This is a genomic window from Streptomyces sp. NBC_00510, assembly GCA_036013505.1.
In the GTDB taxonomy this organism is placed as follows: Bacteria; Actinomycetota; Actinomycetes; order Streptomycetales; family Streptomycetaceae; genus Actinacidiphila.
Window position 1 is genome coordinate 8,225,105 of the sequence record CP107851.1, and the last position, 22,624, is coordinate 8,247,728.

19 protein-coding genes and 1 pseudogene are annotated in these 22,624 nt (G+C 72.5%); 8 read left to right on the plus strand and 12 right to left on the minus strand.

Going from position 1 to position 22,624, the window contains the following annotated elements:
* Positions 1–77: 77 nt before the first annotated feature.
* Positions 78–1,208 carry a serine/threonine-protein phosphatase gene (locus tag OG937_37300; GenBank protein ID WUD76960.1) on the minus strand — a complete coding sequence of 377 codons (1,131 nt, stop codon included), beginning with the start codon at positions 1,206–1,208 and terminating at the stop codon, positions 78–80.
* 177 nt (positions 1,209–1,385) lie between these two features.
* Entirely contained in the window at positions 1,386–2,354 is a 969-nt protein-coding gene (locus OG937_37305) for an alpha/beta hydrolase (GenBank protein WUD76961.1), read from the minus strand.
* A 188-nt stretch (positions 2,355–2,542) separates the two neighbouring features.
* Here OG937_37305 and OG937_37310 point away from each other — a divergent pair, with 188 nt between their 5' ends.
* Positions 2,543–2,932, plus strand: a complete 390-nt coding sequence (locus tag OG937_37310; GenBank protein WUD79009.1) for a hypothetical protein — start codon at positions 2,543–2,545, stop codon at positions 2,930–2,932.
* Positions 2,933–3,042: 110 nt separating this feature from the next.
* Here the strand turns inward: OG937_37310 and OG937_37315 are convergent, their stop codons facing one another.
* Positions 3,043–3,567, minus strand: coding sequence for an ATP-binding protein (locus tag OG937_37315; protein ID WUD76962.1), 525 nt, complete (start codon positions 3,565–3,567; stop codon positions 3,043–3,045).
* 203 nt (positions 3,568–3,770) lie between these two features.
* On the opposite strand from OG937_37315, the gene OG937_37320 reads away from it, so the two are divergent.
* Positions 3,771–4,325, plus strand: a complete 555-nt coding sequence (locus tag OG937_37320; protein WUD76963.1) for a DoxX family protein — start codon at positions 3,771–3,773, stop codon at positions 4,323–4,325.
* Between the two features lie 82 nt (positions 4,326–4,407).
* On the opposite strand, the gene OG937_37325 is transcribed toward OG937_37320, so the two are convergent.
* From OG937_37325 to OG937_37340, 4 genes are all read right to left on the minus strand, one after another.
* Complete coding sequence (locus tag OG937_37325; protein WUD76964.1) at positions 4,408–5,550, minus strand: glycosyltransferase; 1,143 nt, start codon at positions 5,548–5,550, stop codon at positions 4,408–4,410.
* Between the two features lie 380 nt (positions 5,551–5,930).
* Positions 5,931–6,149, minus strand: a complete 219-nt coding sequence (locus OG937_37330; protein WUD76965.1) for a hypothetical protein — start codon at positions 6,147–6,149, stop codon at positions 5,931–5,933.
* Positions 6,150–6,202: 53 nt separating this feature from the next.
* On the minus strand, positions 6,203–6,508 hold the full coding sequence (locus OG937_37335) for a hypothetical protein (GenBank protein ID WUD76966.1): 306 nt from the start codon (positions 6,506–6,508) through the stop codon (positions 6,203–6,205).
* 63 nt (positions 6,509–6,571) lie between these two features.
* Positions 6,572–6,712 carry a hypothetical protein gene (locus OG937_37340; GenBank protein WUD76967.1) on the minus strand — a complete coding sequence of 47 codons (141 nt, stop codon included), beginning with the start codon at positions 6,710–6,712 and terminating at the stop codon, positions 6,572–6,574.
* A gap of 286 nt (positions 6,713–6,998) precedes the next feature.
* On the opposite strand from OG937_37340, the gene OG937_37345 reads away from it, so the two are divergent.
* Positions 6,999–8,651, plus strand: a complete 1,653-nt coding sequence (locus OG937_37345; protein ID WUD76968.1) for a thiamine pyrophosphate-binding protein — start codon at positions 6,999–7,001, stop codon at positions 8,649–8,651.
* A 101-nt stretch (positions 8,652–8,752) separates the two neighbouring features.
* Here the strand turns inward: OG937_37345 and OG937_37350 are convergent, their stop codons facing one another.
* From OG937_37350 to OG937_37360, 3 genes are all read right to left on the minus strand, one after another.
* Positions 8,753–10,270 (minus strand): FAD-dependent oxidoreductase, encoded by a 1,518-nt coding sequence (locus OG937_37350; protein ID WUD76969.1) that lies wholly within the window; start codon positions 10,268–10,270, stop codon positions 8,753–8,755.
* A 55-nt stretch (positions 10,271–10,325) separates the two neighbouring features.
* Complete coding sequence (locus OG937_37355; protein ID WUD76970.1) at positions 10,326–11,807, minus strand: aldehyde dehydrogenase family protein; 1,482 nt, start codon at positions 11,805–11,807, stop codon at positions 10,326–10,328.
* 441 nt (positions 11,808–12,248) lie between these two features.
* Positions 12,249–14,789 carry a SpoIIE family protein phosphatase gene (locus tag OG937_37360; GenBank protein ID WUD76971.1) on the minus strand — a complete coding sequence of 847 codons (2,541 nt, stop codon included), beginning with the start codon at positions 14,787–14,789 and terminating at the stop codon, positions 12,249–12,251.
* Positions 14,790–15,260: 471 nt separating this feature from the next.
* On the opposite strand from OG937_37360, the gene OG937_37365 reads away from it, so the two are divergent.
* The 3 genes from OG937_37365 to OG937_37375 all read left to right on the plus strand — a co-directional run bounded on the left by OG937_37365 (position 15,261) and on the right by OG937_37375 (position 17,588).
* Positions 15,261–15,527 carry a WhiB family transcriptional regulator gene (locus OG937_37365; GenBank protein ID WUD76972.1) on the plus strand — a complete coding sequence of 89 codons (267 nt, stop codon included), beginning with the start codon at positions 15,261–15,263 and terminating at the stop codon, positions 15,525–15,527.
* A 118-nt stretch (positions 15,528–15,645) separates the two neighbouring features.
* A complete protein-coding gene (gene sigJ, locus OG937_37370; GenBank protein WUD76973.1) occupies positions 15,646–16,575 on the plus strand; it encodes an RNA polymerase sigma factor SigJ in 930 nt (309 codons plus the stop codon).
* 95 nt (positions 16,576–16,670) lie between these two features.
* Positions 16,671–17,588 carry a hypothetical protein gene (locus tag OG937_37375; GenBank protein WUD76974.1) on the plus strand — a complete coding sequence of 306 codons (918 nt, stop codon included), beginning with the start codon at positions 16,671–16,673 and terminating at the stop codon, positions 17,586–17,588.
* A 230-nt stretch (positions 17,589–17,818) separates the two neighbouring features.
* Here OG937_37375 and OG937_37380 read toward each other — a convergent pair.
* A pseudogene (locus OG937_37380) lies at positions 17,819–19,331 on the minus strand (cytochrome b).
* A 356-nt stretch (positions 19,332–19,687) separates the two neighbouring features.
* Between OG937_37380 and sigJ (OG937_37385) the strand changes: the two are divergent.
* Positions 19,688–20,626 (plus strand): RNA polymerase sigma factor SigJ, encoded by a 939-nt coding sequence (sigJ, locus tag OG937_37385; GenBank protein ID WUD76975.1) that lies wholly within the window; start codon positions 19,688–19,690, stop codon positions 20,624–20,626.
* A gap of 244 nt (positions 20,627–20,870) precedes the next feature.
* Positions 20,871–21,722 (plus strand): NmrA/HSCARG family protein, encoded by an 852-nt coding sequence (locus OG937_37390; GenBank protein WUD76976.1) that lies wholly within the window; start codon positions 20,871–20,873, stop codon positions 21,720–21,722.
* A 68-nt stretch (positions 21,723–21,790) separates the two neighbouring features.
* Here OG937_37390 and OG937_37395 read toward each other — a convergent pair whose 3' ends face one another.
* Entirely contained in the window at positions 21,791–22,540 is a 750-nt protein-coding gene (locus OG937_37395; GenBank protein ID WUD76977.1) for a hypothetical protein, read from the minus strand.
* Between the last annotated feature and the right edge of the window lie 84 nt (positions 22,541–22,624).

Genomic DNA, 22,624 nt, shown 5'->3' on the forward strand with positions numbered 1-22,624 from the left:
GCCTATCAAGCCCGGGTTCCGGGGCTGCCGTCCGCGTCCTGCAGCGGTTCATGTCGTGTGCCGGTGTCGCGGGGGGCTCAGCTGTCCTGGATCCGGTCGGCCGTGGAAGGCCCGTCCGCCGGGGTGTGTGTGATGGCCAGCAGCGCCGTGTCGTCGGTCCTGCGGCCGCCGGTGTGGCGGTGGTGGTCGGCGAGCAGGGCGTCCACGAGGGCGTCGGGGTCGGGGTGGTGGCGGCCCGTGCATCGGGCGACGGGGTCGTAGAAGGTGCCCGACGCGTCGCGGGCTTCGGTGAGTCCGTCGGTGTAGAGCAGCAGACTGGCCCCTTCGGGGAACGTCACCGTGTCGACGCTGTCGACGGTGACGCGGCCGTCGTCGAGGGAGGCGAGGCCCAGGGGCAGGCCCGGCCGGGTGGGCTCGACGTACCGCACGGTGTCGCCCAGGAAGAGCAGCGGCGGCGGGTGGCCGCGGTTGACCAGCCGGACCTCGTTCCCGTGCCGGGGGAACTCCGCCAGCACGCCGGTGATGAACCCCTCGAACTCGGTCAGGGTCCCCGACTGCCGGGACTCGAGGGTGACGGCCCGCTCCAGCCGTTGCGCGAGGGCGGTCAGGCTGGGCTCCTGCAGGGCCGCCTCGCAAAAGGTCCCGATGCCGACGGCGACCGCCCTGACCGCTTCCATTCCCTTGCCGCGTACGTCGCCGATGACGCAGCGGACGCCGAAGGGGGTGTCGACCACGGCGTAGAGGTCCCCGCCGATCTGCGCGTCCGTCTGGGCGGCCTCGTACCGGGCGGCGAAGCGCAGCGGGCCGATCCGCTCCGGTGGTCTGGGCAGGACGGCGCGCTGGACGGCGGCGGCGATGTCGCGTACGGACTGGAGCTGCTCATCGCGGTGGTACAGGAGCCGGTTCAGGAGGACGGCGATCCCGGCCACCGTCGCGACCATGAACAGCTCGCTGAACGCGATCGCACTCCGGCGGTAGCCGAAGACCCAGAACATGGCCGCGTCGAGGCCGAGGGCGGTCAATCCGATGAGAACCGTCCCGCGCAGCGACAGCAGCGCGGCCGCCACCAGGACCGCGGCCGCGTAGAGGGCCGCGGCGCTGACGGTGCGTGGAGTGGCGAGGTCGATCACCACGGCGACGAGCAGCAGGACGGCCGGCAGCAGGCGGCTCTCCGTTCCCGCCCAGCTCCGCGCTCCCAGCCTTGCCACGTGCTGCTCCCGAGGTCGACCGGGCTTCCGGCCAGCTCAGGCTAACCGCCCGCCCGTCCGCCCCGCGCCCCACGTCACCCGGCTCGCCCACCGCGGACATCGCCATGCGCCGGGTGTCACCCGGCTGGAGCAGGGGGCTCGCAGTGGGCCGGTGGTGGTCCGGCGGTGGAACGGTGGTCAGGCAGTGCCGCCGGCCTCGCCGGTTCGCAGACCGCGGCGGAGGGCGTCGAGCTGCTCGGCGATCATGCGGCGGCTCACCTCGGTCCGCGGGGCCAGCTGGGCCGCGCCGTGGAAGGCGCCCGGGAAGTGGTGCATCTCGGTGGGGACGCCCGCGGTGATCAGCCGCTGGGCGTAGGCCAGGTCCTCGTCGCGCAGCGGGTCGAACTCGGTGGCCGCGATGTACGTGGGCGGCAGTCCGGCCAGGTCCTCCGTCCTGGCCGGGGCGGCGTACGGGCTGACGCCGTCGCCGCCGCGCACCCCCTTGCCGCCGAGGTAGTGGTCCCAGCTCCGTTGGGCGTTGCGGCGGTTGAACCCGGGGGTGTGGGTGAAGGCCTGCATGGAGGCGGTGGCGAGGCGGTCGTCCAGGATGGGGGCGCCGAGGTACTGCATGCTCAGGGCGGGGCCGCCGTGGTCGCGTGCGTACAGGGCGACCGCGGCCGCGAGGTTCCCGCCGGCGCTCTCACCGGCGACCCCGATGCGGTCGGGGTCGACGCCCAGTTCGTCGGCGCGCCCGGCCAGCCAGCGCAGGGCGGCGTAACAGTCCTCCAGGGCGGCCGGGTAGGGGTGTTCCGGTGCGAGGCGGTAGTCCACCGACACCACCACCGCGCCCACCTCGGCGGCGATGCGGGTGGTCTCGTTGTGGAAGAAGTCCACGAGCCCGATCACGAAGCCGCCGCCGTGCACGTACAGCAGGCCGGGCAGCCTCCCTTCACGGCCCGCGGGCCTGCGGACGTGCACCCGGACGTCCGGGGCGCCCTGCGGACCCGGAACGGTGACCTCGCGGAAGTCGACCGGGACCGGCGGGGTGTAGGGATCGGCTTCCATCAGGGCCGCTTCCGCCCGCATCCGCGCGACTTCCGCGTGTCCCTCCGCCTGGGCGAGCCGGGACATCCTCAGGGTCAGTTCCGGGTCGAACGGGAAAGCCAACGTCAACTCCTCTTGCGTACGGTGCGCAACGGCATGCCTGACTAGCGTTGCCGAAGTCAGGGGTGGAGTCTACGCAGCAAATCCTTGCGTAGTCAAAGATTTCGTGAGCTCGTGCGGGCGCCCGCCGACGATGTGCCGGCCCCCGCCCGCGGCCCGGGCGAACGGGCTGCGAGAGTGGTCGCGTGCTGATGGATCCCGAGAAGACGCTCTTCGTCCGTGGTGCCACGCCTGTGCTCCTGCTGGCCGACGCACCCGTCCACGACGCTCTGCCACCCCTGGTCGTGCCCGACGGGGCGGTGCCCCTGTGCGAGGGCTGGAGCGTCGTCCCCCGGCTCACCCTGTGCGTCGTGGACGGGCCCGGCGACCACGGATGCGTCGTACCCGCCCTGGCCGCACCGGTGTTGGGCGGGTCTGACGGTGATGCGGCGTCGAGCGGGATGGCCGACTGGTGCCTGGACGTCGCACAGGCCGGTGGGGCAGTCGTCCTGTCGGTGGATCAGCTGCCGGACGCGCTGGACTGGCCGGTGCTGCTGTCCGCCGGCGTGGCGCGCGGCGGCTTCATGCCCGCCCTGACCTGACGGCGGCCGCCCGCCCCCCCTCGAGCGGCCCTTCCTCGACGGCGTGGCTCCGGAGGCGTCGAAGGCGTCCCGCCCCCGGGCCTGAGCCCGCGAGGCCCCTGGGGCGGCCGTCACCCGAACGAGGGCCACCGGCCGGCGGCCCACTCGCGCCATCCCGGCCACCCGGCGGGAGGGTCGCCCACGTCCTCGCCTGCGAGTTCGGCGGCGTCGGGCTCCTCGAACAGCGCCCGCCAGCGCAGGAGGTCCGCCTCGCTCATCGGGAAGGTCCGTTCCGGTGTCGTGGCCTGGCGCCGGGCGACGCGGGCCCGTTGGGTCTCGTGGTCCACCGGTACGTACACCAGGCGGCAGGACCCGCCCGCGGCTTCCGCCAGGCGGCGGATCGCCGACCTCTCGTCACGCGACCAGCACCCGAAGTCCAGGACCACATCGGTCCCGACCGCCAGCGCCTCCAGCGCGAGCCGCAGCAGCAGCCCTTCCAGCACGTCGCGCTTCCCGTCCGCCTCGGAATCGCCGAACAGCGGGATCATCCACTCGTCCGGCGTCAGACGCAGCGCGCCGTGCTCCTCGGCGAGCCGCCGGGCCACGGTGGTCTTCCCGGCCCCGGGCAGGCCGACCATCAGGAACAAGGAGGTCACCCGGAGATCCTGCCAGGGGAGGGGCGGGGTGGGGCCATCGGTGGCACGGCATGCGACCCCCATGGACCTAACGTCCGGCGTGCCGCGTGCCGGACGGCGCCGCAGGGCGTCACGCTGCTGCCGTGATCGGCCGTGCGGTGGGCCGCCCGTCGCGACGTCCGGCTCGCAGGCCGCACACGGCATCCCCACGAAGGGCCTCAGACATGTCCGCTTCCCCCCTCAGCACACTGTCCCGCTCCGGCTCCCACGCCACCGCCGAGTTCGGCGTCCCGCCGTACGTCCATGACGCCGGGCTGCTGCTCCTGCGGCTGGTGCTCGGGCTGACGATGGCGAGCCACGGAGCCCAGAAGCTGTTCGGCTGGTTCTCCGGGGTGGGCCTCGACGGCGCAGGACGCGTCTTCACCTCCGGCGGCTATCCGGCGGGGAAGGCGATGGCCGTGCTGGCGGGGCTCAGCGAGGTGCTCGGGGGCGTGGGCCTCGCCCTCGGGCTGCTGACCCCGCTCGCCGGGGCAGCGGTGGTGGGTGTCATGGTCAATGCCGTCGGCGTGAAATGGGGCGGCGGGTTCTTCGCCCCGACGGGGGTGGAGTACGAGCTGCTCATCGCCGCGCTGGCCACCACGCTGGCCGTCGTCGGGCCCGGCCGCTTCGCGCTCGACCGTCACCTTCCGGGCGTGCGCGCGCACCGGGTGGGCCACGGCGTCTCCGCGGTGGTCCTCGGCGTCGTGCTCGGCGTGATCGTGCTGCTGTTCCGCAAGTGACCGGGGACGGTAGCGCGGTGGCGGCGGGTCCGGACGGTGTGGGGGCCCGTCAGCCGGCCGACGGGCCCTCACGCGCTACGCGTCATGCCGCCGCGGCGGCGGTGAGTCGCTCGGCGACCTCCGAGGCCGAGGGCATCGCGGCGATCTCGTCACGCAGGCGCTCCGCCGCCGCGGTGAACGCGGGCTCGGCGAGCACACGGCTGACCGCGGCGGTGACCGCTTCGGGCCCCTGCTCGCCGATCGGCATCGCCACGCCCGCTCCCGCGGCCTGGAGCCGGAACGCCTGACGCTGCTGGCCCGCCGCACCCGGGACGACGACGGCCGGGATCCCGCGCGCCGCCGCCCCGAACGTGTTGCCGGAACCGCCGTGGTGCACGACGACCCACACGCCGTCCAGCAACTCCGCCGCCGGCACGAAGGACACCAGCTCGACCCTGCCAGGCTCCAGCCCGAGGTCGTCGACCGGAGCGCCTCCCGTCGTGGCGACCAGGTCGACGTCCAGGACGCTCAGCGACCGGAGCAGCGGACCGAGCGAGGAGGCCCTGCCGGAGACGGTGCTGAGGCTGACGAGCACCCGGGGCCGGCCGGTACCGGGGACCCTGGCCGCGCGCGGCGTGCCCTCGGGGCCCTGGTGGGGCTCCGGCCGCAGCGCCATCCGTTCGAGGGACGGCAGCGTGCCGCCGCGCTGCAGGCCGGGCGGGCAGAGGTCCAACAGCCAGCGGCCGGACGGCGCGTGGGCCGGCGCCTGCAGACCGCGGTCGAGGTAACGGGACTGCGCCGTCGCGGCCAGGGCGTCCAGAACCTCGGGCTCCAGCGCCGGGTCGATGCCCATCACCGCGGACGGCACCTTGAGCACGGCGGCGACCAGCGGCCCCACGAAGTCGCAGTGCTCCGACACGACCAGGTCCGGCTCCCACGCGCGCGCCCCCGCGAGGGCCTCGTCCACGGAGAGGTCGACGCGTGCCCCGGCGAAGAACTCGGCGACCAGCGCCGGCGAAGGATTCGACGCCATGTCGACACCGCTGCGGCGGGACACTTCGGCGATCGCCACGTCGACGGTCGGACCGGCGGGGATCAGCTCAAAACCCTGCGCCTCGACCGGGCCGGCCATGGCGGCGGCGGAGACGAAGGCAACGGTGTGCCCCTGGGTGCGCAACGCCCGGGCGAGCGGCAGCAGGGGCAGGAAGTGACCGGTCAGGGGGGTGTGGAACATGAGGATGCGCATGGGTATCGAGATCACCTGTGTGCTTGTGCCACGTGCGTGGCCGCGGTGGGCGGACCGTCGTCGCGGTGCGCCTCCCCGGTCCGGCGTGCTGCCCTGGACCCGGAATTGATTGTCGGCACAAGTATATAGGGGCTACTTGCCGAAGCAAGCAGGTGCCCCCGGGTCGGCCGGTGCCGGAGCGGTCCGGTCAGTGGCGGGCGCCGACGGGGGCCGGGATGGCGTCGAGGCCGGTGACCTCACTCTCGGCTGCCAGCGATGCAACCGGACGGCACGCCCCGGTCACCGTCTGGTCGCCCACTACGCCGAAGAGGGAGCCCCGACCACGGCGCGACGGTCCTCCTCGACTTGATCGGCACCCGGCGGGAACCCGAGACCGTCGATCAGGGCATCGGCCTGCCGGCCTCGCCGCGTCGGCGGGACATCCCGCGGTAGACCGTCCAGCAGCTCGCCAGGACGAGCAACGCCCCGGCGACGGGCCATCCGATGGACCCGCCGTCGCGGTACTCCCGTACGCCGGTGAAGAGCAGGAGCCCTGACGGGATCAGTCCCGCCCAGTCGATTGCCCTGCCCCATCTTCTGAGGGCCGTCTGGTCGATCATGCGCGGATCATACGGTCGGCGCGTGCGTCCGGCGGAGCCGGATCCGGATCCGCCTACTGCTCGACGAGGCGAAGGGTCCCGATGATCGCGAGCGTCGGGCCGGCGATCGCGAAGACCGAGCCGACGATCTTCGTCTTGATGCGCGAGGCCTTGCGTGTGGCCGAGGTCGGTGCGGGCACCCATCCGTAGGCGTCATGGGCGTCCTGCTGTGCTTGCTCGTCGTACGCCACCCAGAAGCGGGTGTGCCTGATTCCGAACAGGCCGAACACGGTCATACCCAGGCCCATGAGCAGCATGATGACGGCCTCACCGCGGGGTGACATGGGCGCACCCGCGAGAACCGCTGCGAACTCGTGCACGGCGGCTCCTCGAGCGGCGTCGGGTTCGCCCGGCTGCGCGCTGCACGGGGCAGGGGTGGGGCGCTACCTCGTGCGGAGGTGTTGCCGCCACTGGCGGGTCTTCTCCACGGTTGCCACGGCCGGCATCAGCGCGCCCACCGTCGTGGCGGAGTCGATCAGGCCCTCGGGGTCTCCGAGGAGGTGGGCCGGTCCCCATCCGGCCACGGGGTCGAGGGTATCGGCCGATCCGCAGGTCGGACCGCGTGTTCGGCGGGCCCCTGCGCTCCGTTCGCGCAGCTCGTGGGCCGGATGGCTCCGGTTGCGGGCTGTGGGGGATGCGGACAGCATGTTGCGGGGGCGAAAAGCCCGGCTTGCTTCACCTGTGGCACTGGCGGTGGCCATTCCCCGTGGTGCCCGCCGCACTCCGCGCCGCCCGGCGAGGCCGGCACCGACTCCACCGGAGACCGGCGCCCTGGGGCGGTGGTGCCGTCACCAGGAAAGGAACCTCCCCATGTCCACCACCGTCATCCAGCATGTCCTGAACCGACTGCGGGACATCGGCGTGCGTCATGTCTTCGGCGTCCCGGGCGACTACGCCTTCCCCGTCAACGACGCCATCTCCCAGCACCCGGACATCCAGTGGATCGGCAGCTGCAACGAGCTCAACGCGGGCTACAGCGCCGACGGCTACGCCCGCGTGCACGGTGTGGGCGCGGTGAGCACCACCTACGGGGTCGGCGAACTCAGCGCGATCAACGCCATCGCCGGTGCGTACACCGACCACCTGCCGGTGTTCCACCTGGTCGGCATGCCCAAGATGCCCGTGCAGGCGCACCACTCGGTCGTCCACCACACCCTGGGCAACGGTGAGTTCGACCTCTTCCTGAAGATGTCCGATGCCGTGGTGTGCGCGAGCGCGATCATGACGCCGCAGAACGTCGCGTCCGAGACCGAGCGCCTTATCGCGGCGGCGGCCTACCACCGCCGCCCGGTCTACATGGCGTTCCCCGCCGACCTCGCGGAGATGCCCGTGGTCGGATCGGCCCAGCCGATCCCCGCACCGGCCAGCGACCCCGCGCAGCTGGACGCCGCCGTGCGGGCCGTCGCCGACATGCTCGGCCGAGCCGAGAGCGCCTGTGCCCTGCCCGGGGTGCTCGCCGCCCGTTCCGGCCTCGGACCGGAACTGCAGCGGTTCCTGGACGCCACCGGGATGCCCTTCGCCACGATGATGGCCGACAAGGGCGTCCTCAACGAGGAACAGCCCGGCTACTGCGGCATGTACGACGGCAAGCTCATGAACGAGGGCGTCCGCCGCTTCGTCGAGGGCAGCGACGTCGTCGTCCTGGTCGGTGCGCTGATGCACGACTTCAACAGCGGCGCGTTCACCGCCAACCTCGACCCCGGTCGCACGATCGACATCCGCCACCACCACGTGAGCGTCGACGGCATGACCTACCAGAGCGTGGAGATGAAGGACCTGCTCGTCGCGCTCACCGAGAAGCTGCCCCGCAAGCAGTGGCCGCACATCGAGGCCCGGGTGACCCGCATGGCCCCGGCAGGAGGCAGCGGCGGCGACTCCATCACCGCCGAGAACCTCTACCCCCGCTGGGAGAACTTCCTCAAGCCGGACGACATCCTGGTCGCCGAGACCGGAACGGTCTCCATGGGACTGGCGTTCGCCCAGCTGCCCAGCGGTGCCACCTTCCACAACCAGACCCTGTGGGGCTCGATCGGCTGGGCCACCCCCGCCGCCGTCGGCGCGGCCGTCGCCGCGCAGGACGACCGGCGCGTCGTCCTCATCACCGGCGAGGGCTCGCACCAGCTCACGGCGCAGGAGATCAGCCAGTTCGGGCGGTACGGGCTGCGCCCGGTGGTGTTCGTGCTGAACAACCACGGCTACCTGATCGAGCGTCTGCTGTGCAAGCACCCGGACATCGCCTACAACGACCTCGCCAACTGGCGCTACTCCGAATTGCCGAAGGCCCTGGGCTGCGAGGACTGGTTCACCGCCCGCGTCTCGACCCTCGCCGAGCTCGACCAGGCCATGGACGCGGCGGCGAAGGCCGGCACCGGCTGCTACATCGAGGTCATGACCGACACCTACACCGCTCCGCCGCTGGCCAACCAGCTCCACGACAACATCGAGAGCCTCTACTCCGCCTGAGCAGCGGTCCGGCCCCCACCGCACCGCGGTGGGGGCCGAGTTCGGTCCCGACCGACATGGCATCCGCCTGCGGCGCCGTCAGGACCTTTCCGGACCACCGTTCAGGACCGCAGCAACTCGGCGGCGCGTTCCGCGATCGCGTAGACGGTGGCGTTGGTGTTCGCGGAGGGGATCGAGGGGATGACGGAGGCGTCGGCGACCCGCAGGCCGTCGACACCGTGCACGCGCAGGGCGGGGTCGACGACGGAGCCGTCGTCGTCGCCCATCCGGCAGGTGCCGACGGGGTGCATGTACGAACACAGGGTCCTGAGCGCGTAGTCCCGCAGGCCGGCGTCGTCCGTGACCTGGGGCCCCGGCCGGACCTCGTGCCCGCGCCACTCCGCGAGCGCGTCCGCCTGACCGATCTCCCGCGCCAGGCGAAGCCCCCGGACCACGGCGGCCAGGTCCCGCTCGTCGCCGTAGTAGTCGGGGTCCACGAGCGGCAGGACGTCCGGGTCGGCGCTCGCGAGGCGGACGCTCCCGCGGCTGCGGGGCCGTATCGAGGAGACGGAGATGGTGTAACCCTGCCCCGCCGCGGGCGCGTCGGGGACGGGTATGTGGCCCGCCGCGTCGACGAAGAGCACCTGGAGGTCCGGGCCGTCGAGGCCGGGCCCGCTGCGCACCAGGCCGTACGCCTCGCCGTGGTTGTTGGCGCCCTCCGGGACCGGGCGGGCCGCCCGGTAGATGAGGTTGGCGATCGGGTGGTCGTGCAGGTTCTCCCCGACGCCCGGGAGGTCCACCACGACGTCGATGCCGGTGCGGCGCAGGTGCCCCTCGGGGCCGACTCCGGAGAGCATCAGCAGGTGCGCCGATCCGATGGCGCCCGCGGTGAGGACCACCTCGCCCGAGCACCGGACGAGCGATACGGTGCCGTCCCTGGCGCCGTACTCCACCCCGCTGCACCGCCCGCCGCTGATGTGCAGCCGGAGCACCTGGGTACCGGTCACCACGGTCAGGTTGGGACGGTGCAGGACGGGGGCCAGGTAGGCGTCGGCGGCGCTCTGCCGCCTGCCGTCGACGACGTTCAGGTCGGACCAGCCGAATCCCTCCTCCGCTCCGCCGCCGATGTCGCTCGCGCGCCGGTGACCGGTCTCGGCCGCCGCGTCGAGCATGGCCGCCACGACCGGGTTCGGGGGTTCGGGGAGTCCGACGGTCAGGGGGCCGCCGACCCCGCGCAGGGCCGGATCCCGTCCGGAGAGGTTCTCGCTGCGCTTGAAGTAGGGCAGCAGCCCGTCGAACCCCCAGCCCTCCAGGCCGGCTTCCGCCCAGGCGTCGTAGCTGGAGCGGTGGCCGCGGAGGAAGTTCATCGCGTTGATGGCGGACCCGCCGCCGAGCGTGCGCCCGCGGGCGAGGACGACGGTGGTGCCGCTCGCCCGCTGCCGGACGGTGGTGTCCCCCCAGTTCGCCGACGTCTGCAGCAGGGCCGGCCAGGCCGGGGGCGAGGTCATGTCGGCCGAGGTCTGCGCCGTGCCCGCTTCCAGCAGCAGGACGCGTGAGCCTTCGGGCTCGGACAGCCGTGCCGCGATCACGCAGCCGGCCGTCCCGCCGCCGACGACGACGTAGTCGTAGCTGTCGGTCATCGATTTCCTGTCCGTTCCTGGTGAGTCGATTGTGTGTCGTGCCCAGAGGTGCATGTCATTCGGCGATGGGGTAGCGCGGCGGCCGGGAGCCTTCGATGGTGATCCACTGGAGTTCGGTGAACTCCTCCAGGCCGGCGCGCCCACCGGACTTGCCGTAGCCACTGTTCTTGACGCCGCCGAAGGGCATCTGCGCCTCGTCGTCGAGCGTGCTGCCGTTGATGTGGCACATGCCGGCGTTGATGCGCTTGGCGAGGTCGAGGGCGAGGGGGATGTCCCGGGTGAAGACGGCCGAGGTGAGCCCGTAGTCGTTGTCGTTGGCCACGCGCAGGGCCTCCTCGGGTCCGTCGACGGCGATGACGCCGACGACGGGGCCGAAGGACTCCTCGCGGTAGACGCGCATGTCCGGGGTGACGTCGGCCAGCACGGTGGGCGCGAAGCACGGACCGTCCGACGTCCCGCCGGCCAGGAGCCGTGCGCCGGCCGTGACCGCGTCCAGGACCAGGTCGGACAGCCGCTCGATGCTGTCCGGTCCGACGACCGGGCCGAGCGCGGTGTGCGGGTCGCGCGGGTCACCGCAGGTGACGGTGGCGGCGACGGCGGCCAGGCGCCGGGTGAACTCCTCGGCGATGCTGCGGTCGACCAGGATGCGTTCCGTGGACAGGCACGCCTGGCCGGAGTTGGCGAAGGCGCCGAAGGCCGTGGCGCTGACCGCGCGGTCGAGGTCGGCGTCGGCGAGGACCAGGGCGGGCGCCTTGCCGCCGAGTTCGAGGATCGCCTGCTTCATGTGCGCGGCGGCCCGCTGCGCGATGATCCGGCCCACCCGGCTCGAACCGGTGAAGTGCACCCGCCGTACGGCCGGATGGGCGATCAGCGCGTCGACCACTTCGGGGCCGTCCTCGGGCGCGTTGGTGAGGAGGTTGTACACCCCGTGGGGCAGTCCGGCCTCGGTGAGGCACTCGGCGACCAGCCCGTGGGTGCGCGGGGTCTGTTCCGACGCCTTCATCACGACGGTGTTGCCCACGGCCAGCGCGTACGGGACCGAGTTGCCGACGAGCAGCGCCGGGGCGTTCCACGGGACGATGCAGGCGACCACGCCGACCGGTTTGCGGATCGCGATGGAGGTGCGGCCGGGTGCCTCGGAGGGGATGAGCTCGCCGGTGAGGCCGTCGTGGACCGCGCTCGCGGCGTAACGGAACTTCTCCGCGAGGGCCGAGGTGTTGTAGCGGCCCCATGGGGCGGGGCCGCCCATCTCGACGGTGATCGCCTCGGAGATCTCCTCGGCTCGCGCTTCGAGTGCGTCGGCGGCCGCCCACAGGATGCGGCGGCGCTCGTTGGGCGGCAGCGCCGCCCAGGCGGGGAAGGCACGGTCGGCTGCATCGGCCGCCCGCAGGACGTCCGCCGAGAGGGCGGCTGCGGCCTGGGAGGCGATGTCGCCGGTGAACGGGTCGCGTGCGGTGAAGGTGTGTGTGCCGGCTGCCTGTTGCCAGATGCCGTCGATCAGTAGTTGCTGCACGGTGTTCTCGCCGGTGAGGGTCACGGGTGGTTCTCCTGCTGTGCGGGGCGCGGTGCTTCGTGCGCAGCACGGCGCGTGGAGGTGGCGCTGGGACTGGTGGTGCCAGAGCGAAGGGTGATGCCGATCGGACGGGCCTGCTGGATGCGGGGCCCGGTCAGCGACGCACGGGGTGGCGTCGTGCACGTCGGCGGTGTCGCCGAGGTTCCGTGGCGGGGCGTCCGTCCTGCTCCGGCTCGCGGAGCGGGAGTTGGCGACCGCTCGCCACCGGCCTCGGCGCATGCGGCGGGCCTCGGGGGACACCTCACGTGTCGGTGGGCGTCGGAGGCGGTGGCCTCCGCGGCGTCCGGAAGCCCCCGGCCGGTGCTATTGGAGGATGTCCGTGCAGCGTAGCGCTGATAAGCCGCAAGGTGCAATAGGTGCTAACATTTTTGTATAAATCGGACGCGAGTGACGTCGCGCCCTTGATCACGGTGAGGGACCGGCCCCGGGCGGCAGTTGCTGGTCGACCCAGACGACTTTGCCCTCCGGGACGTGGCGGGCTCCCCAAGCGCGCGACAACTGCGCGACGAGGAAGAGCCCGCGGCCGTGTTCGTCGGTGGCGGTGGGGCGGTGCAGCAGCGGGTGACTGTGGCTGGTGTCCGAGACCTCGCAGGTCAGGACCGCGTGCCGGATCAGGCGCAGCCCGATCGTCCGGTCGTCGTCGCAGCCTCCGCCGCCGTGGATGACGGCGTTGGTGACCAGTTCGCTGACGATCAGCTCCGTGGACTCGGCCAGGTCGTCCAGCCCCCAGCGGGCCAGTTGGCGGGTGACGAGCGACCGGGCACGGCTGACGACGGCCGCGTCGCCGGGGAAGCGCCATGACGCGACGTGGCCCGGGCTGAGGGAACGGGTCCGCGCGAGGAGCAGGGTGACGTCGTCGTTCGGTGTGCCGTCGGGGAGCGAGCCCACCGCGGACGAGCACAGGTCCTCGAGCGGGAGGCCGGGTCGCGCGAGGGTCGCAGCCAGGCGGTCCATGCCGACGTCGATGTCGTGCTCGCGGTCCTCGATCAGGCCGTCGGTGTAGAGGGCCAGCACGCTGCCCTCGGGCAGCTCCAGGGTGACGGACTCGAAGGGGACCAGACCCAGGCCGAGCGGGGCCCCCACGGGCAGGTCGAGGAAGGTGACGCCGCCGTGCGGGTCGACGATCGCGGGCGGGGGATGTCCGGCCCGCGCCAGCGTGCAGAGCCGTGTGACCGGGTCGTAGACGGCGTACAGGCACGTGGCCGTCATGGTCGTGCCGGCCGGGGGCCCGCCCGGGCCGGCCTCCGCCTCGGTGAGATGGGTGACCTGCTTGTCGAGCGCGGCCAGCAGCTCGTCCGCCGGCACGTCCAGGTCGGCGAGGGTGTGCACGGCGGTGCGCAGTTGACCCATGGTCGCCGCCGCGTTGATGCCGTGTCCGACGACGTCGCCGACGACCAGCGCCACGCGGGCGCCGGACAGCGGGATGACGTCGAACCAGTCGCCCCCGACGCCGTGGTGGCTGTCGGCGGGCAGGTAGCGCCAGGCCACGTCCGCAGCGGAGCCGCCCGTGGCGTGGCGGGGGAGCAGTTGGCGCTGCAGGGCGAGGGCGGCGGAGTGCTCGCGCGCGTACTGGCGGGCCTGGTCCAGGGAGATGGCGGCCCTGCGGACGAGCTCCTCGGCCAGGAACAGGTCCTCGTCCACGAACGGCCGGGGGTCCCTGGTCCGCATGAACGTCGCCACACCGAGCACGGCGCCCCGCGCGCGGATGGGGACGAGCATCAGCGAGTGCATGCGGTGCTCGCGGACCTTGGCGGCGCGTGCCGCGTCGTTGTGGTCCAGCCATGTACCGGGCGAGGCGTTCAGCACCGGCTCCAGGCGGGCCTTGCCGGAGCGCAGGACGCCCGTGAACGGCGATGCCGGCGGTGCGGAGACCGGCTCCCCCCGGGCGAACAGCGACTCGGGCGCACCCGGTTGGACCGAGGCCAGGCCGGCGCGGCGGACGGCAGGGGTCCGTCCGCCGTCCTCGGAGCCGCGGCGGACGGGCGGCTCGTCGCCCAGCAGGACGGACTCCGCGAGGTCGACGGTGGCGTAGTCCGCGAGGGTCGGCACGGCGAGGTCGGCCAGTTCCTGCCCCGTCCGCATGACGTCCAGGGTGGTGCCGATGCGCTTGCCCGCCTCGTCCAGGATCCTCAGACGCTCCTGTGCGCGGCGGCTGTCGGTGGCGTCCGCGTCCACGGTGCACACGCCCAGCGCGCGGCCCTGCGCGTCGTCGAGGCGGAAGAGGGAGGTGGCCGCGGGGGACTCCCGCTGGGCCTGCGCCTGGGTCTGCGCCTGGGTCTGCGCCTGCGTCTGCGTTGGCACGGAAGCCTGGTAGCCCCCGTTGATCACCAGGTCGCCGCTCTCCAGCATCCGGTGCATGACCGCCTCGAGCGATTCCGCCTGCGAGCCGGGGACGGCCTGCGGCGGGCTCCCCGGCAGTTGCGGGGGCGGGACGCCGTTCTCGAAGCCCTGGGTGTCGTTCACCCAGATGCAACGGACCTGGGTGTCGCGTATCGCGATGCCGATCGGCAGACGGCCGGGTACGGCGACTCCGGCCGGGGGCGGCTCCACCGGCGCCGGGCCGTCCGTCTCCCACGACGGAGAGGAGGACTTCTCGGCCGCCGAGACGAGCCAGTGGGTGCGGCCGTCCTGGCCGGCCAGCGACTGTGCCGTCAGGCGCACGTCGATGCCGTGGCCGTCGCGGTGGCGGACCCGCACGACGCCGGACCAGCGGCCCCGGTGGCAGATCTGCTCCGTCGCGAGGGCTTGCGTGCGGGCGTCGTCGTCGACGAGCAGCGCGCGGGCGGGCCGGCCGACCATTTCCGCGGCCGAGTAGCCGACGAGCCGCTGGGCGGCCTGCGACCAACCGGCCACGGTTCCCTCCGCGTCGAGGAGGGCCGTCGCCGCGCCGCCCGGCGCGGAGGCCCCGTGCGCTTCGGATATCGCCGTGTCAGAGGTACTGGCCATCGATCATTCCTTCTCCGACCCCCGAGGTGCGGTGCGTCAGCCGGCCGTGGGGAGTTCGTGATTCGCGGGTGGTGGTCCGTACACGTCCATGCCCGCAAGGCTACGCAGCCGGACGCGCAGGAGTGTGGTCCAATTTCATGACATATCCGCAGGACAATTCTGCGGCCGCGTCGTGGCCCCGACCTCCAATGCGCCCTGCAATTCCGCGTCGACGAGCCCGGCCGGGGCCCGTACGTCACATTCCGGCGGCCTGCGTCGTCGTACCTATGTGGAGGCGCACGCCTTCACGGGATGTGCGGATCGCGACCATAGGCTGTGTCTATCGACGCCTTCCGATATCCGTCTTGGACGTCACGGCGCGCTCGTCCATAGCATCCAGACATGGCACTTACCGTCCGGTCGGGGCCGGGTCCTGGGCCGCGGGACGGCCGCGAACGGTGAGCCGGCATGACCACCTATGAGGAGGCTTCCATGAATTGGCGCGACGCCGCCGCCTGCAGCGAGGAGGATCCGGAACTCTTCTTCCCGATCAGCGGCAGCGGCCTGGGCATGGCGCAGATCGACGAGGCCAAGGCCGTGTGCCGGCGGTGCCCCGTCACCGCCCGGTGCCTGGAGTGGGCGGTGGAGACCGGCCCCATGGAAGGCGTCTGGGGCGGCACCACGGAGAGCGAACGGCGTGCGATGCGGCACCGCGCCACCCGTGAGCGACTCAGAGGGGCGAGCGGAACCGCCGCCTGAGGCCGCCCCACACGACGGCTCGCCGGTTTCCGGCACCGTCTGCACGATGGAAGCACGACACTCATGGAGGCCCTGCGCCGCCGCACAGGTGTCTCCTCGTCCAGAGGAACTCATGCTCATGCGGGGCAAGGACGCGGGGCGACCGGGCACCCGCCCGAACCCGGCGCTGAAGGACCGGCCCATGCTGATGGCGCTGGCCTTCAGGATGCTCGGATCGACGCACGACGCCGAGGACGCCGTCCAGGAGACCTACGCCCGCTGGTACGCGATGTCCCCCTCGGCGCGCGCCGGCATCAGGTCCCCCACGGCCTGGCTGGTCCGCGTGGCCGGCCGGATCTGCCTGGACCACCTCGGCTCCGCCCGGGTGCGCAGGGAGAGGTACACGGGCGAGTGGCTGCCCGAACCGCTGCCGGACAGCTCGGCGTGGAGCAGCGTACGGACGTCCGGGCGCATGGACGATCCCGCGGACCGGGTCGCCCTGGACGATTCCGTCACCATGGGGATGCTCGTCCTCCTTGAGGCCCTCACGCCGGCGCAACGCGTGAGCTTCGTGCTGCACGACGTCTTCAAGGTGTCCTTCGTCGAGATCGCCGCCATCGTCGGCCGCAGCGCCGAGAGTTGCCGCGCACTGGCCGTGGCGGCCCGCCGCGGCATCACCTCCGCGCGCAGGCACGAGGCGGATCAGCAGGAGTACCGGCGGCTGGTCCGCGAGTTCAAGCGGGCGTGCCAGACCGGCGAACTCGACCGCCTGATCGCCCTGTTGGACCCGCAGGTCACCGCCCGGGCGGACGGCGGTGGACACGTCCGTGCCGCTCTCAAGCCCATCCACGGAGCGGACAGGACCGCCCGCTACCTCATCGGCGCGTCCCGCAAGGAGGGCCGTCTGGCCACGGCCCTCATGACCCTGGAGAACGCCGGTCACCGCCCCGCGCTGGTCTGCCGGGTGGACGGAGCGGTGGTCGCCGTCGTCACCCTGAACGTCGCCGGATCGCGGATCACCGACGTGTGGATCACGCTGAACCCGGACAAGCTGGCCGCCTGGCACTAGGGACTGTCGTCGAACCTCGGCCAACGACCAACCGGGATCAGGGCTGGTCGGCTCCCGGGAGGTCCGCAGCCAGAGGGGTGTGTCAGAGTCTGCGCATGCTCGAGATCGTGGTGAAGGCGGAGAACCGGGAGCGGCACGTCCGTGTGTCCGCCGAGGAGCTGGCTGGGCTGGTCCGGCACATCGGTGGTGACGGTGACCGGTTCCTGGTGGTCCAGCGGGTACCCGACCTGCCTGACGTCTTCGCCCAGGTCTGGCACAAGGCCGGTGGTGACTACACGCTGGAGCACCGGGACGGTGCCGCCGACCGACACTTCCAGGCGATGGCCGGCGGGCCCGAAGCCGTGATCGCGGCGATTACCGGCTGGGCCCGCCAGGAGGCCGGTTGGGACGGTGGTCTGGCCTGGTCGCTGCTGGACATGGGCCCCGCCCCCGAAGTGCCGCCGCTCGACCTCGGCGAAAACGAGCGCGTGGAGTTGGAGAAGCGCGTCCGCGAGGTGCTGGTCGGCGGCTACGCCTCCCGCGCCGAACTGGCCGAGGTTGCCGAGGAGTACCTGGTCACCAAGGACCGTCGGCCCGTCTCACGCGAGCAGGCGGTGGCGCTGGCCGACCGGTTGTGGCTGGAGCGGGTCGCGGAGCAGACCGCATGGCAGGGCGAGACCGACCCTGAGCGGCTCACCCGCGCGTTCACCGCCCTGCAGGAGGCCGGCGTCACCGCCCGTGAGAACTTCACCTGCTGCCGCGGCTGCGGCCAGTCCGAGATCGGCGGCGAAGGCCGACCGGACGCCCGCGGTTTCGTCTACTTCCACACCCAGTGCACGGACTCCGCCGCAGCCGGCCACGGACTGATGCTCCTCTACGGCGGCTTCGACAGCTCGTCCGAGACCACTGCAGCCATCGGCCACGAGGTCGTGGCTGCCCTCGAAGCAGTCGGCCTCCACACCGCGTGGGACAGTGACCCCGACCGGGCCATCACCGTCACCCCCCTGGACTGGCGCCGCCGCCTGGTCGGTTAGGGACCGGCGTCAAGGATCACGCCCACATGAGGAACGAGGCGAGGATGACAGCCGCCCGATAGGTCGACAACGGGCATCTGCGCCAGGACGGGGAGGTACGGATCCCCGCCTGTGCTGATCCGTCCGCGCTGAATCCAGAGGTCCGACCTCACGACGGCCCGCCGGAACCCGGGTTCCGGCGGGCCGTCGGGCGCCGACCATCCGCCAGGCATGCCCCCCGGCTTCGCCGGTCATCGCTCGATGCTGTGCCGCATCTCCTCCTCGGTGGGCTTGGCCACCTGTGACGAAGGCCCGTAGAAGGCGTGCGACAGGCGCAGCCTCAGGCGTTCGCGGCGGGTCCGCCGGCGCGGGAGCCCGTTCGCGTCCTCGTCGGGGCCGGGCTCCAGGGGCCGGTACTGCTCGTGGGAGCCCAGGACGTGACGCCGCGCGGCGTCGAGGGGCCGGTGGATCTCGACGTATTCGCCGTGGGGCAGCCGGCGGATCACCCCCGTCGCGGCGCCGTGGAGGAGCTCGTCCTTGTCGCGCCGCTGCAGGCCCAGGCAGATGCGTTTGGTGACGGTGAAGGAGACGACCGGGACGACGAACACGGCGACGCGGACGGCCCAGGTGACCGTGTTGATGGACAGGTGGAAGCGGGTCGCGAAGAGGTCGTTGCCGCCGCCGGCCAGCAGGCAGAAGTAGAGGCTCAGCCAGGCGACGCCGAGCCCCGTGCGCACCGGGCGGTTGCGGGGTGCGGTCCAGCAGGTGGTGCTCGCGCCGGTCCCCGGTGACCCAGGCCTCGACGAACGGGTACACGCCGATGACCACCAGGACGGCGGGGAAGACCAGCAGGGGTATGAGCACACCGAGCACCAGGGTGTGGCCCGCGAAGTGGACCTCCCACCCCGGCATGACGCGGACGAGGCCCTCGGCGAACCCCATGTACCAGTCCGGCTGGGCGCCGGTCGAGACCTGGTCCGGACGGTAGGGCCCGTAGTTCCACACGGGGTTGACGGCCGCGACGGCGGAGAGGGCGGCCGGCACGCCCACCACGAGGAAGAGGAAGCCGCCCGCCTTGGCGACGTAGACCGGCAGCAGCGGCATGCCCACGGCGTTGCCCTCCTTCCGTCCGGGGCCGGGCCATTGGGTGTGCTTGTGGTGGAAGAGCAGGATCAGGTGGGCCGTGATCAGCGCGACGAAGATCCCGGGCAGCAGCAGGATGTGCGCGGAGTAGAAGCGCGGGACGATCTCCCCGCCCGGGAACTCACCGCCGAAGAGGAACGGGGACAGGTACGTTCCCACGACCGGGACCGACAGGATCGCCCCCTGAAGGAAGCGCAGTCCCGTGCCCGACAGCAGGTCGTCCGGCAGCGAGTAGCCGATGAAGCCCTCGAACATGCCGACCACGAGCAGCGCCCAGCCGAAGAGCCAGTTCACCTCCCGGGGCTTGCGGTAGGAGCCCGTGAAGAAGTGGCGCATCATGTGGACGAACATGGCCGCGACGAAGACGATGGCCGCCCAGTGGTGCATCTGGCGCACGAGCAGGCCCCCGCGTACGTCGAACGAGATGTCCAGCGTGGAGGAGTAGGCCTCCGACATGGTGACGCCGTTGAGCGGGGCGTAGCTGCCGTCGTAGACCACCGTGTTCATCGAGGGGTGGAAGAAGAGCGTCAGGTAGACGCCCGTCAGGACCAGCACGACGAAGCTGTGGAGACAGATCTCGCCCAGCATGAACGACCAGTGGTCGGGGAAGATCTTGCGCATGTGGGCCCTGGCGAGGGTGTGGATGCCGAGCCGTCCGTCCGCCCAGTCGGCCAGCCGCTCCCCCCGGGGCGCCTGTTGTCGGTCTCTGGTGTGGGTGATCGTCACCTTGGGCTTCTCTCGGGACTGCGTGCGCGCTTCACGCGTCGGATGGGTCGAACCTCACGACGGCCGGGGTCCCGCGGATGTGAGGTGACGAAGGACACGGGCCCGCGGCCCGGGCGGCGACGCCGGGGGCGCCTCACATACCCGGGCGCGGTCTCGTCGTAGAGGCATGCCGATCGGACAAGCGAAGGACACCGTCCACGAGGCGGTCGCGAGCCGCCCCGCACGTGACGGCCGGACCCGGGGGCGGCGGCATGTCTGACGCACCCCCGCCCGAAGCCGCCGACCACTCGCTGGGCGCCGTCTTCGGCGAACGCCGGGTGCTGCTGAACCTGGCCTTCCGCATGCTCGGGTCGTCGTACGACGCCGAGGACGTCGTCCAGGAGACCTACATGCGCTGGTACGCCCTCTCGGAGGACGACCAGCGCGCCATCAGGTCGCCCATGGCGTGGTTGGTGCGGGTGGCCGGCCGGATCTGCCTGGACCACCTGTCCTCGGCGCGGGTGCGACGCGAGAGGTACGTGGGGGAGTGGCTGCCCGAACCGCTGCCCGGATCCGCGGGGGACGCGGTGGGCCCGGCCGCGGCCGGTGCCGATCCGGCGGACCAGATCAGCCTGGACGAATCCGTCACCATGGGGGTGCTGGTCGTCCTGGACTCCGTCACCCCGGCGGAGCGCGTCGCGTTCATCCTGCACGACATCTTCGGGGTCCCCTTCACGGAGATCGCGGAGACGGTGGGGCGTTCCCCCGCGGCCTGCCGTCAGCTCGCCACGTCCGCCCGTCGCCGCCTCAGAGCGGCCGGGCCCCCGGCGATCCGCAGCTCACGGCACCGAGACGTCGTGTCGGCGTTCAAGCACGCCTGTGAGACCGGCGATCTCGACACGCTCGTGGAACTCCTCGACGCGACCGCGACCGCGACCGCCGACGGTGGAGGAAGGGTCAGGACCGCCCTGCGGCCCGTGGTCGGAGCCGACAGGATCGCGCGCCTCTTCCTCGGCGTCCTGCGGAAGGAGCCGGGAGTCTCCTTCCGTGTCGAGGACGTCAGCGGCCGCCCGGGCCTCGTCGGGCGCATGGACGGCGTGACGGCGGCGGTCGTCGGGATCGACCTCACCGAGGAGGACCGTATCGGCCGGATCTGGCTCATGATGCACCCGGACAAACTGCACGCCTGGCGCAACAGGGACGGCGTTTAGCGCGATCCGGGGGTGTCACACATTCCCCGGGTGATGGGTCATGAGGACGAAGGACGTTCGTGACCACGGAGAACGGCCGTGGAAAGGCCAACGCCGGGCGCCCGTTGATCGCACACATCCCGGCCTGAAGTTCACCCCGTGGATGGGCCCGATGCGTCCGTGTTGCCGCGCGTGTGCATGTGCCGCGGCCGGATACTGCGCATTGGCGTTCATTGCCCTGCGGCCATGAAAAAGGAGTTTCCCGATGGTTGATGAGCCGATCCTGGTGCTTGCCGCAACCGGCGGACAGGGCAGGGCCGTGACCGACGCGTTGCTGGACCGCGGGGCCAGGGTGCGGGCGATGGTGCGGGACCCCGAGCGGGAGACCGCGCGGCGGCTGGCCGATCGGGGCGTCACCGTGGTGGCGGGGTCCCTGAACGACGGCGGTTCCCTTGCCGCGGCGATGGACGGGGTGGCGGGGGTCTTCGCGTTCACCACGCCCTTCGAGGCCGGCGTGGAGGCCGAGGTGGCCCAGGGGCGGGCCATCCTGACCGCCGCCGGCGAGACGCGGGTACCGCATCTGGTGTTCAGCTCGGTGGCCGGGGCCGACCAGGGGAGCGGCGTGCCCCACTTCGACAGCAAGGCCCGCATCGAGGCCGAGCTGGCCTCCGGCGATGTGCCCCACACGATCCTGGGGCCGACGTACTTCTACGACAACGCCCTCGGCGGCGCGGAGCGCATCCGCGGCGGCGTGCTCGACCTGCCGCTGCCCTCCGACAGGCCGCTGCAGCAGCTCGCCCGTGCCGACCACGGCGCATTCGCGGCCGAGGTGCTGCTCAACCCCGCGCCCTACCTGGGGCGCCGTATCGAGCTCGCCAGCGACGCACCCACGCCCGCGCAGATGGCGGACGCCCTGCGCGCGGCCCTGGGCCGGGACGTCCGGTACGAGCGCGTACCGCTGGAGGCCATCGCGAACCCGGACATGCACGCGATGTGGGCCTTCCTCAACGGCCCCGGCTACCGCGTCGACGTCCCCGCGCTGCACGCGGCGCATCCGGAGATCGCCTGGACCGGCTTCGCCGACTGGGCGCAGGCCGCCTTCGCCCCCGCCCACTGACCCGGACGCACCGGCGGCGGGAACCGAGCGGCGCCGGGTGCACGGCCCGGCCACGACGCCCCACCCGGTCACACGTCCGGTAGGAGGAGCCAGACTTCGGAGAAGGCGAGGCCGTGCTCGTGGGTCGTCACCCCGCACGGGCAGCCCAGCCGGATCAGGCGCCAGTCGCAGGTCACCGTCCACGGGCCGTCCCGGCCTCCACACACCGGGCAGCCGACGGTCTCGGCCGTCCACACCCCGGCGGCGGGTCTGCCGTGACGTCGGAAGCGGCCCGCGTACCGGACCTGCCAGGGCCGGACCGGTGGCGTGCGCGGGGCGGTCCCGGGCGGGCCCGCCGAGGCCAGCGCGGCGAACAGTTCGATCAGTTCGGGGAGCAGGGCCTCGCCCGCGTCGGTCGCCGGCAGGGTCCGGCCGCCTGCCGTCCCCGCAGGGGGCCCGTATCCGGGCGCGGCCGCTGCCACTGGTGGGTTCGGGGTGGCGTACCAGGGCACGAAGGCCCGGGCGACGGCGGCGAGGAGGGCGGCCGCGCGCGGGCTGACGGCGCCTGCGTCGAGGTGGTGGAGGGTGGTGCGCAGGACCCGTTGGAGCCGCCGGTCGCGGTCCGTGGCGCGGGTCCGGGCGGTCGCTTGCCGCCGGGCCGGGAGCGGCGCCGCAAGACGGTCCAGGACGGCCGCGGCCGCTGCGGAGTCCGCCGGGGCGGGGCGCCACTCCCCGGCCGCTAGGAGTCGCCGTGCCTGCTCGGCCTCGCGGGTCAGGGCACGTGTCGACAGCGGCTGCGGGCCGCGGGTTGCCTCGTGAACCTCGTGCCCGCGTGTCACGGCCCCTGCTCCGCCTTCCCTCGTTCCCGCCGCTGTCGCGACGTGGGTCCTTCCCTATCCGTACGGGCTGGCTGTGTCCAGCTC